At 41.9% G+C, this 9815-nt stretch carries 8 protein-coding genes, 12 tRNA genes and 2 rRNA genes; all 22 read right to left on the bottom strand.

Annotated features, from left to right (window positions below; all coding sequences use genetic code 11):
* A 16S ribosomal RNA gene (locus ACFQRG_RS08835) occupies window positions 1-108 on the bottom strand; the annotation flags it as partial.
* A 331-nt stretch (window positions 109-439) separates the two neighbouring features.
* Window positions 440-516, bottom strand: a tRNA-Ile gene (locus tag ACFQRG_RS08830).
* 173 nt (window positions 517-689) lie between these two features.
* Window positions 690-763 (bottom strand) — tRNA-Gly (locus ACFQRG_RS08825).
* A 111-nt stretch (window positions 764-874) separates the two neighbouring features.
* Window positions 875-948, bottom strand: a tRNA-Trp gene (locus tag ACFQRG_RS08820).
* A gap of 14 nt (window positions 949-962) precedes the next feature.
* Window positions 963-1044 (bottom strand) — tRNA-Tyr (locus ACFQRG_RS08815).
* A gap of 7 nt (window positions 1045-1051) precedes the next feature.
* Window positions 1052-1144: transfer RNA gene (locus ACFQRG_RS08810), tRNA-Ser, on the bottom strand.
* Window positions 1145-1242: 98 nt separating this feature from the next.
* Window positions 1243-1318: transfer RNA gene (locus ACFQRG_RS08805), tRNA-Ala, on the bottom strand.
* Between the two features lie 10 nt (window positions 1319-1328).
* Window positions 1329-1405, bottom strand: a tRNA-Pro gene (locus ACFQRG_RS08800).
* Between the two features lie 10 nt (window positions 1406-1415).
* Window positions 1416-1492: transfer RNA gene (locus ACFQRG_RS08795), tRNA-Arg, on the bottom strand.
* A 6-nt stretch (window positions 1493-1498) separates the two neighbouring features.
* Window positions 1499-1584, bottom strand: a tRNA-Leu gene (locus tag ACFQRG_RS08790).
* A gap of 106 nt (window positions 1585-1690) precedes the next feature.
* Window positions 1691-1766, bottom strand: a tRNA-Lys gene (locus tag ACFQRG_RS08785).
* A 10-nt stretch (window positions 1767-1776) separates the two neighbouring features.
* Window positions 1777-1852, bottom strand: a tRNA-Asp gene (locus ACFQRG_RS08780).
* A gap of 56 nt (window positions 1853-1908) precedes the next feature.
* Window positions 1909-1984, bottom strand: a tRNA-Val gene (locus ACFQRG_RS08775).
* An 8-nt stretch (window positions 1985-1992) separates the two neighbouring features.
* Window positions 1993-2108, bottom strand: a 5S ribosomal RNA gene (rrf, locus tag ACFQRG_RS08770).
* Between the two features lie 398 nt (window positions 2109-2506).
* Window positions 2507-3040, bottom strand: a complete 534-nt coding sequence (locus tag ACFQRG_RS08765; protein WP_380965516.1) for an NAD(P)H-dependent oxidoreductase — start codon at window positions 3038-3040, stop codon at window positions 2507-2509.
* 36 nt (window positions 3041-3076) lie between these two features.
* Entirely contained in the window at window positions 3077-4288 is a 1212-nt protein-coding gene (locus ACFQRG_RS08760; RefSeq protein ID WP_380965515.1) for an NAD(P)/FAD-dependent oxidoreductase, read from the bottom strand.
* A complete protein-coding gene (locus ACFQRG_RS08755) occupies window positions 4285-4617 on the bottom strand; it encodes a (2Fe-2S)-binding protein (RefSeq protein ID WP_380965514.1) in 333 nt (110 codons plus the stop codon). Before ACFQRG_RS08755 ends, ACFQRG_RS08760 begins: the two co-directional genes overlap by 4 nt.
* A complete protein-coding gene (locus tag ACFQRG_RS08750) occupies window positions 4614-4886 on the bottom strand; it encodes a (2Fe-2S)-binding protein (protein ID WP_380965513.1) in 273 nt (90 codons plus the stop codon). Before ACFQRG_RS08750 ends, ACFQRG_RS08755 begins: the two co-directional genes overlap by 4 nt.
* Window positions 4887-5191: 305 nt before the next feature.
* Window positions 5192-5983 carry an aspartate/glutamate racemase family protein gene (locus ACFQRG_RS08745; RefSeq protein ID WP_380965512.1) on the bottom strand — a complete coding sequence of 264 codons (792 nt, stop codon included), beginning with the start codon at window positions 5981-5983 and terminating at the stop codon, window positions 5192-5194.
* A gap of 83 nt (window positions 5984-6066) precedes the next feature.
* Complete coding sequence (gene dapA, locus ACFQRG_RS08740) at window positions 6067-6993, bottom strand: 4-hydroxy-tetrahydrodipicolinate synthase (protein ID WP_380965511.1); 927 nt, start codon at window positions 6991-6993, stop codon at window positions 6067-6069.
* Window positions 6994-7042: 49 nt separating this feature from the next.
* Entirely contained in the window at window positions 7043-8236 is a 1194-nt protein-coding gene (locus ACFQRG_RS08735; RefSeq protein WP_380965510.1) for an NAD(P)/FAD-dependent oxidoreductase, read from the bottom strand.
* A 33-nt stretch (window positions 8237-8269) separates the two neighbouring features.
* Window positions 8270-9790 carry an aldehyde dehydrogenase family protein gene (locus tag ACFQRG_RS08730; RefSeq protein ID WP_380965508.1) on the bottom strand — a complete coding sequence of 507 codons (1521 nt, stop codon included), beginning with the start codon at window positions 9788-9790 and terminating at the stop codon, window positions 8270-8272.
* Between the last annotated feature and the right edge of the window lie 25 nt (window positions 9791-9815).

The following is a 9815-nucleotide window of genomic DNA, read 5'->3' as shown; positions in this document are numbered from 1 at the left end:
TTCCACAAACGTCACTCCGAAGAGATCTGTTTGCTTCCCGCGCTCGACTTGCATGTATTAGGCACGCCGCCAGCGTTCGTCCTGAGCCAGGATCAAACTCTCAATAAAGTTTGGATGCGAACATCCTAATTAAAGCTGTTAAACAGCAATACTTTTAATCGTTATGATCCTTAGCTATTTTAAATTAATAGGTTGGTTACCCAATTAATTACGCTTGGCTTTTGTTTAGTTTTCAAGGTACAATCTGTTAAACATTTCATCCGCCGCTTAACAGCAGCTTTACTATTATATCAAGTTGCGAACATCTTGTCAACAACTTTTTTTCATTGCGCTTTTGCTTCTTTCAAAAGCGACGCAATTAATAATATCATCATAGTTTCATAATGTCAATATGTTTTTATAGATCCGGTAGATCAAAAGTTTTATACTTTGGAATATATGGTGGGCCTGAGTGGACTCGAACCACCGACCTCACGCTTATCAGGCGTGCGCTCTAACCGACTGAGCTACAGGCCCATTTAAATGGGACACCATGTAAATTAATGGAGCACCACAAGGGTACAACTGATATGATCTCGCAAAGATGCTTCGCAACGAAGTTTCGATCATAAACTAATGGAGCACTCTACGAGCACAACTGATGTTAACTCGCGATGATGTTTATCGACGAAGTGTCGTTAACAAATTAATGGAGCGGGTGATGAGAATCGAACTCACGACCAGAGCTTGGAAGGCTCTTGTTTTACCACTAAACTACACCCGCATTTTCACATAAAACATTAGTTCCTCTGGTACCGGCGGTCGGCGCAGAACCCATGAATGCCGAAATTACAAACCGATGCATTAACAACTTCGTAACAACCGCCATAATGAGTGGCAGGGGTAGTAGGAATCGAACCCACACTGGAGGTTTTGGAGACCTCTGTTCTACCGTTAAACTATACCCCTATATATATTAATGATGGAGGGGGACGGATTCGAACCGCCGAACCCTGAGGGAGCGGATTTACAGTCCGCCGCGTTTAGCCACTTCGCTACCCCTCCAAATTTATGGCGGAGGAAGAGGGATTCGAACCCCCGCGGGCCGTTAAGCCCCTGTCGGTTTTCAAGACCGATCCCTTCAGCCGGACTTGGGTATTCCTCCGTTTTGGATGTTGGACATTAGATGTTAGATTCAAAGAGAATACTTCGAAGCCAGTTCAATCATTCCAACTTCTTACTTCAAACCTCTAATTTCTAAACTGGTGGAGCCTAGCGGGATCGAACCGCTGACCTCCTGCGTGCAAAGCAGGCGCTCTCCCAGCTGAGCTAAGGCCCCAATATGTTAATGGTCGGGAAGACAGGATTTGAACCTGCGACCCCTTGGTCCCAAACCAAGTGCTCTGCCAAGCTGAGCTACTTCCCGTTTTTGAAGATGGCGCGCCCTGGAGGATTCGAACCCCAAACCTTCTGATCCGTAGTCAGACGATCTATCCAGTTGATCTAAGGGCGCAAGTGATGCCGAGGGCCGGACTCGAACCGGCACGATAGTCACCTACCGCAGGATTTTAAGTCCTGTGCGTCTGCCAATTCCGCCACCCCGGCGTTCTGGAAATTGGATGTTAGACGTTCGAGGTTAGATCCCTTTGTATTAATTCGAAGCAAGACTTTATTATTCTAACGTCTTACTTCCAACCTCTAACTTCTAGAATGGTGAGCCATGGAGGATTCGAACCTCCGACCCTCTGATTAAAAGTCAGATGCTCTACCGACTGAGCTAATGGCTCATTAAAAGGATGGCGGTCCCGACCGGATTTGAACCGGCGATCTCCTGCGTGACAGGTAGGCATGTTAACCACTACACCACGGGACCTCATTTATTAATTTTATATTCCTGTACTGAAATACAAATAAAGATTCTATTAAATATGGTGGAGGATGCAGGGCTCGAACCTGCGACCCCCTGCTTGTAAGGCAGATGCTCTCCCAGCTGAGCTAATCCTCCAAAAATCCGCCTGGCAGCGTCCTACTCTCACAGGGGGAAGCCCCCAATTACCATCGGCGCTGAAGAGCTTAACGACCGTGTTCGGGATGGGTACGGGTGTGACCTCTTCGCCATAGCTGCCAAGCTATTAGGTTAATCATTCAAAACAGCAACTCTATTAAAATATCATATTATTTATTTAAAATCAATACGTTTTTTAATCTTTCTCGTTTACTTTATCTAAACGACTTACTTTTTTATGAAAATCCCATCTTTATTCATAACTATAGAATCCATTTTGATCGATCAAAGAACGGATGTTTCCTCAAAGGGAACATCCGCTGTTTTATAATCATATTGATAAAGTGAAACTTCCATCAGTGGGGATTTTGTTCATCCCCCACTGATGGTTAGCTGAACAAATCGGGGTGTTATCGTCCGTTATCTCCCGCCTAAACTTCAGAGCTTAAACTTAAGTTTTAAGGCGGGAGTTTTACGGACGGTTGTACCGGGATAAATCCTATACTATAAACCTTAATCAGCTCACTCAAAGTTATCCTCAGCAAGAATATAATTCACATATGCTTTTGCACTTTCTTTTATCTCTTCGTGAGTTGCAGTATACGTTCCATTGAATATAAAGGCCGGTAAAAATTTAGTCCCTATTAAATGACTAGTTGCTTGGAATGGTTTTAATAGTTCGCTCATGGAGTAATGATTACTTCCGCCAGCTTGGTATTTCTCTTTTGCGCTTCCGGTTGATACTGCTAAAATGAGTTCTTTATTATGCAAATTATCCCCATTTGATCCATAAGCCCAGCCATGGGTGAGTACTTCATCCTGCCATTTTTTGAGAAGCGGCGGAGAGCTGTACCAATAAAATGGAAACTGCCAAACGATCCTATCGTGTTCTTCGCATAACCTTTGCTCTCTCTCAATATCAATTTCTTCGTCAGGATATTGCTTATAAAGTTCATGAACAGTTATATTAGGATGCTCTTTTAATTCTCCAATCCAAGTTCTATTCACAATCGATTCTTCAATATTTGGATGAGCTGCAATGACTAATACCTTCATTAGTTTATCCCCCATGCATAGATTTAGTTTCTGTAATTAGTTCAAGATTGTTTCCCCGCGAGATTCATAAAATCTTCGATGAAGCTCTGTATGCGCTTTTTCAATGCCTGGCTGGAATTGGATGATCGCATGACGCCGTGTTTCTATAACCCCTGCAATAGCCGCATCAATTTTTTCATCAGCGTGGTCCGCTAGAGTGTTAAGTTCCCGTGCAATCGCAAGTCCAGCCACTGTTCCTTGAGCCCTGGCCACCTTAGCACTTTCAACTCCTGTGATATTGCCTGCTACATATAAACCAGTAAGATTTGTCTGCATAAATTCATTATGCAAAGGAACATGCCCTCCGAGTTCAGGAACATAGCAGAAAGAGCAACCCGCAACAGCGGCAAGTTCGGACAATGGTGTGAGACCGCCTGCAATACAGACAAAATCAGCAGATACTGTTTTTTCCGTTCCGGATACAACCTTCCCAGTTGCAGAGATTTCAGCAATGCGTACGCCTTCTACTTGATTTTCTCCGAGTATTTCAAGAGCTGTTTTACGCAGTTGAATAGGAATATCCCACATTTTAAATCCATTTTTCGGATACAAACGTGCACCAAGCTTTGGGCTTACCCATTTTCCGCCAAATCGTATTAAAGGTGAAGGGGCCAAGTGTGATAATCGTAAAAGTGATGCCATCATCTTTTCCGGATTTGCGGCATTCCCTGATACAAGACTCGGCTGCGGAAGCAATATACTCTCAATGTGAACGCCGCATAATTGCAGTTCCCTCGCAATCGCAACGGAGAGTACATTAACACCGATAATGACCCCTTTCTCTCCAGGTTTCACACGATGCACATTCCCCATGATCTGAGCTGCTCCAATCGACATGACACCCGGAAGCGTCCATCCCGGAACAGGAATAGGCGTTTCCGATGCTCCTGTAGCAAGTAAAAGACATTTAGACTCGATTGCTTTATCAGTAGTATATACACACCACCCATTCTCCAATTTTTTTAAATCATACACGGATACGCCGCATTTGATATTTACCCCAAGTTGAATGGCACGTTCATAATGTTTTTGTGCTTCGGCAATACCGTTCACCCACTTGCCATCAGGTTCCTCGTGCAACTGCCCCAATAAACGTCCGCCAGGCTTTACGAACTCGTCTATTACACACACTTCTAATCTATTTTCGGCAGCGGAAATGGCTGCGCCTAACCCGGCTGGGCCCGCACCTACAATCACGAGATCAATCATAATTTTCCTCCTTTGAGAGGGTCTGGGAGAGATATGCCTGATTCAATTCTCATATTGTTTTCTACTGGAGTTAAACAAGCACGAACTGTATTTTTGCCGTTAACTCTTACCCGGCACTCAAAGCAATGACCAATATTACAGTAAATCCCGCGGGGAGTCTTCTTGTCCTCATGACGGCGCAAGGTACGAACCCCGGAGGCAAGCAATGCCGATGCAATTGTGTCTCCTTCATAAGCTTCATATTGTTGGCCGTCAAAATAAATCTTAACTTCCTTTTGTTCCTCAAGGTTTCCTAAAACCGGATGATGATTAACTCTCATTGAATTCATTTTGTCTCTCCTCCCAATACGCCAAATGAAACCGGCCGGACGGGAGGACGATAGCTGAGTGACACTTCATTAGAAACCGGCGATCCGCCCAATTGCTCAACTAATCGATCGATCATACCCCGGCAAGTCCGTCCCCCGCAAGGCCCCATCCCTGCGCGGGTTCGTAACTTTACCTCACGTGAGGAACATTGAAAACGCTCAACCGTTTCTTTAATTTCTTGCAACGTGATTTCTTCACATCTGCATATGACGGTTTGATTTTCACTCATGGGAATTCTCCTCCATTACTTCTAGAATAACTTGATTAAATGAAATCCTATCATTTCGTCCAATTGTATAAGGAACTATCATTTCTTCATCTAAAGGTTTCTGCTTAATCTGGTATGAGGTTACAGTTATAAAATAAAGAGACATCAACATTCATTCTGTGTAAATAGATGTGCGACCAACTATTTTTTACGCAGAAGAGAACGTTTGATGTCTCATACGTACAAAGTAGCACATCAGAAGATATGATGCGGTGCTTATGTGTTTATATGCTACGTTTAACCGAATCTATGTTTATTTTCTAATTTTAGATAAAACCATGATATGGTTTTTGGCTGGCAGCGTAATTAGCCCATTTGATCATGGTAATAAAATCAAATACCGGAAGTTTGACAGCCCTTTGAATATCAGCTGCATACGGCGGTAAATCACTGCATTCTAATAGAATTGCTCCAATTTCAGGGTTTTCACTTACCATATTGACAGCTGCATCCACGACTTCTTTTCTCACCTTTTCGTTATCAAAAGATCCTCTGCTCTCAATGATGGCTGAAAATTCGGGCAACCTGCCCAAATCTCTTACTACACAAATACTTGGATCATCTATACCGCAACTTTTAAATAAGTTTGACGTAATGCCATGAGCATCCGCTGTCAACATACCAATTTTTTGACTAGGTTTTAAGCCTGTCTTAATCCAAGGTACTTGAACAACACTTGACAGATAAACCGGAATATCAACAGCCGCTGCTACTTTATCCTGGAAATTACCAAAAAATCCGCATGCCGCGCATATGACGCGTGCGCCTTCTGCTTCAAATGCCTTTGCCGCTTTTATAATATCATCCAATAACGAAGGATCACCCGCATGGATTCTTTCCTGATTGCAATCAGGCACGACTTTAAGCCTTACAGGAAAGTCATAGGTTGATAGATTGGCAACGTTTCCGGGCAAAACAGGGTACCAGCATTCATCCAAATAAAGTATTCCAACTGAATATCCTGCTATATACTGGCCTTTTTTCATGGTAATGACAGTGCTTTCACTTTCTTTCCCCAAATAGCCATATTCCCGTTCATTAATCATTTTAGAGTTCAATGATGACCGCCCCTTATAGTTTCAAAGAATACATATGTATTCTCTGAAACCATTAATCTGATTCAATTCACATATAAGCTCTCTTACACTAATGATTGATCCAGTGAATTCACTTTATATCCTAACTTTAATAATTCTTCTTTAATCTTGGTTTTTATCTCGTCATTAGGTTGTGTTAAAGGCTTTCTCACTTTTCCACCTTTTATCCCAATCATGTCCATGCCTGCTTTTACCGGACCTGGATATGGATTACCTTCCGCTTCCATTAAGTCATAAATACCCGATAATTTTCGATTCAAATCACGTGCAGCATGCATATCGTTCTTCTCAACAGCAAGTTCGTAAAGCTTGACAATTTCCTTAGGAAGCAAATTGATAAGGATTCCAAAAGCACCCTGTCCTCCAATGGAGAAAGTAGGAAGGATAAAGTGTTCTTCACCGGTAAATACAGAAAAGTTATCAACTTCTTTCGTCAAAGCAGCAACTTGACATAGGTGAGCAAAATCTGCAGATTCTTTGACACTTACAATGTTTTCTTCTTGACTCAACTCATAAATCATTTCGGGCGAGATGCAAACGCCGGTTGCTCCAGGATAATTGTAAATGACGATTCCGACATTTGATTTTGCAGCTACTTCCTTGTAAAATTTACGAATGCCTTCTTCACTTGTCTTATGATAATAAGGAGGCAGAACCAGTCCCCATTTAGCACCGCATTCTGCAGCATAATTGGCAAGTTCGATTGTATCCTTGGCAGTAGAGCATCCAACACCTGCCATAACATGTACTCTCCCTGCGGCATATTCACAGCCAGCCTTGATTAAACTTTTACGTTCCTCTAATGTCATAACATGGTATTCTCCTGTTGTGCCTCCAACCAGTACACCATGGACGCCGCTTTCGATTTGAAAGTCGATGACTTTCTTATACGCCTGAAAATCAATCGTTTCATCATCATTGAATGGCGTGATTAACGGTACAAAAATTCCTTTTGGTATAATACTCATCATTTATTCCTCCTATTATTAACCTATTATTTTTTATTTACATTCATTAGTTTCAGATATTGACAGCTTGACTTTTCTTGTATCTCGAAAATTTCAGTTTATCAATGTTAAAATCTGTTGGTTCACCCGTAATAAGTTGAGCCACCATCCTTCCGGTGATAGGAGACATACTAATGCCGTCTCCTTCATGGCCACTGGCAATAAAGAATCCAGGCACTTCTTCCACTTCTGAAACAATAGGAAGGTGGTCTTCAACCCAAGGTCTTAATCCAGCATAGGCTCTTATGCAGTTAATTTCTTTTAATACCGGCAAGAAGCGAATGGCTCTCTCTGCAATTGCACGCATCACTTCGACTTCTGAACTAATATCAAACCCTTTAAAGGCCCGGTGTCCCCCTACTAAAAAGTTATTTGCATCTGTAGGCTCAATCGTAAAAGCTACATTATGTTTTTCAACTAATTCACTGACATTTCTTTTAAAGTGGATATCTTCAAATTTAGATAACATATATCCGAATTCATGAACTTTTTGATTGGCCACTTTTAACGGCGTTTTCTCAGAGATTAAAACCATGCCTTTTCTTGGCTTAATCGGAATATGAACACCTGCCATTTCTGCTATTTTGGGTGACCATACACCGGCACAATTAACAATCCTTTTTGTTTTAAAGGTGCCCCGGTCAGTTACGACACTTTCAACCCTTCCTTTATCATCCAGTGTAATATTCTGCACGGCATGATAGTCATAAACTTTCAAACCCAGCTTTTTTCCTTCTTCAACAAACGCATAACATAATTTATAAGGGTTCATGGATGAATCGACTTCTGTCCATATCCCTCCTGCCAAATCATCGGCCAAATATGGTTCAATGTCCCGCAATTCATGTCTGTCAACCATACGCATATCATAACCATCTTTAGCTTGCCTGGAAACATAATCTCTAGCGATTTCCAGCTCTTTATCTGTTTCGCAAACATATAAACTGCCTCGTGAGTAAAATTCAAAATCAACCGAAAATTCTTTGGCTAATTGTTTAAAAAGCTGGATGCTTGCAAAGCCTATTTCCGTATCAATACCCGGCTTTTTATCACAAATTAATGCGACAGCGTCACATCTGCTCGAGGTGCCTGATGCGACACTGCCTTTTTCAATTAAGGCAACCTCAAGCCCCTTTTTTACCAAATGGTAGGCTACGCTAGACCCGATGACGCCAGCACCAATGACAATCACATCAAAATTTCTCATTTGTAATCCCCTCTAGTAAATAAGGTTTCCCTGCTATTTCCCCTTAAAGAATCCTGATGGTTCTACCTCAAGGTTTACGTTAATTTGCTTCGTTTCCAAATACTCTTCAAAACCATAGGTTCCTAAGTCTCTTCCGATGCCGCTTTGCTTGTACCCGCCCCAAGGTGCTTCATTAAACGTTGGATGATACGTATTGATCCATGTTATTCCTGCACGTAACCCGCGAATCACACGATGCGCTTTAGCGCCGTCATTCGAGAACACAGCACCGGCCAAACCATAAGCTGTACCGTTCGCTAATTCAATGGCTTCTTCTTCGGTTTTAAAAGTTTGAATCACTAAAACCGGACCAAAAATTTCTTCCTGAACAATTCTCATGTCAGGTATTGTATCCCCAAAGATCGTAGGCTCAACAAAATAACCTTTTCCAAAATCGCCACGGGTAATTCGATTGCCTCCGCAAAGCAAAGTGGCTCCTTCATTTTTTCCAATTTCAATATAATCAAGAACGGTATTCATATGGTCTTCTGAAACAAGCGGTCCCATTTCAACACCTTCTTCCCAGCCTGGACCAACTTTGATCATCTTGGCACGTTTGACTAATTCAGGAACAAACTTTTCATACAGACTTTCTTCCAGCAATAAACGTGAGCCTGCTGAACACACTTGGCCTTGATTTGCAAAAATCGCAAATAATGCATAATCAACTGCTGTTTCAAAATCCGCATCCGCAAAGACGATATTAGGAGATTTTCCGCCCAATTCTAAACTTATCTTTTTTACTGTATCAGCTGCCGATTTCATTAACCTGATTCCTGTATCAGTACCGCCGGTAAAGGAGATTTTATCCACATCAGGATTGGATACTAATTCTGCCCCAACCTTGCTTCCGGCACCCAACACCAGGTTAACGACACCAGGCGGAAATCCTGCTTTATCAATAATTTCAAACAGCCGAATAACAGAAAGCGGTGTATGTTGTGCCGGTTTCACTATCACTGTACAACCTGCGGCAAGGGCAGCCGCAATTTTTTGGTTTGCCATGACTAACGGGTAGTTCCATGGGACGATTATTCCTACAACTCCGATTGGTTCCCGGACAACTTTTGCGTCAATGTCATCTGGAACATCATAAGTCTGACCATGCGGTTTTGTTGCCAACCCTGCATAATAACGCAATTGGTTTACAGCATCTTCAACGTCAGCCAATGACTCTCTTAATGTTTTTCCGTTATTCAATGTATCCAAATAAGCAAATTCTTCTTTCCTTTCTTCTAATTTATTGGAAATTTGAAGAAGGAGTTCTGCGCGATGTCTGGCTTTGCTATTCATCCATCCATTGTCATAAAAGGCCTTTCGTGCCGCTTCAATTGCTTTTTTAGCATCCGCTTCTGATCCCTCAGTAACTGTTCCAATCACCTCGCCATTTGCAGGATTAATAATTTCTCTTGTTTGATTAGCTTCACTTAATACCCACTCACCATTGATGTACATTTTTTGAGTCGTATTTTTGCTGATTAAAACTGATTCAATGTCCGCTTTTTCTAAAATCATGACTGTCACCTCTTTATATATTTTA

Origin of the sequence: Scopulibacillus cellulosilyticus (assembly GCF_042665295.1) — a bacterium.
GTDB lineage: Bacteria > Bacillota > Bacilli > Bacillales > Sporolactobacillaceae > Scopulibacillus_A > Scopulibacillus_A cellulosilyticus.
This window is presented reverse-complemented; position numbering and strand designations above follow the sequence as displayed.

Excerpts from the sequence above, each read along its gene's own strand:
- ACFQRG_RS08765 (WP_380965516.1), bottom strand. The coding sequence starts at position 3,040 with ATGAAGGTATTAGTCATTGCAGCTCATCCAAATATTGAAGAATCGATT.
- ACFQRG_RS08760 (WP_380965515.1), bottom strand. The coding sequence starts at position 4,288 with ATGATTGATCTCGTGATTGTAGGTGCGGGCCCAGCCGGGTTAGGCGCA.
- ACFQRG_RS08755 (WP_380965514.1), bottom strand. The coding sequence starts at position 4,617 with ATGAATTCAATGAGAGTTAATCATCATCCGGTTTTAGGAAACCTTGAG.
- ACFQRG_RS08750 (WP_380965513.1), bottom strand. The coding sequence starts at position 4,886 with ATGAGTGAAAATCAAACCGTCATATGCAGATGTGAAGAAATCACGTTG.
- dapA (WP_380965511.1), bottom strand. The coding sequence starts at position 6,993 with ATGATGAGTATTATACCAAAAGGAATTTTTGTACCGTTAATCACGCCA.
- ACFQRG_RS08735 (WP_380965510.1), bottom strand. The coding sequence starts at position 8,236 with ATGAGAAATTTTGATGTGATTGTCATTGGTGCTGGCGTCATCGGGTCT.
- ACFQRG_RS08730 (WP_380965508.1), bottom strand. The coding sequence starts at position 9,790 with ATGATTTTAGAAAAAGCGGACATTGAATCAGTTTTAATCAGCAAAAAT.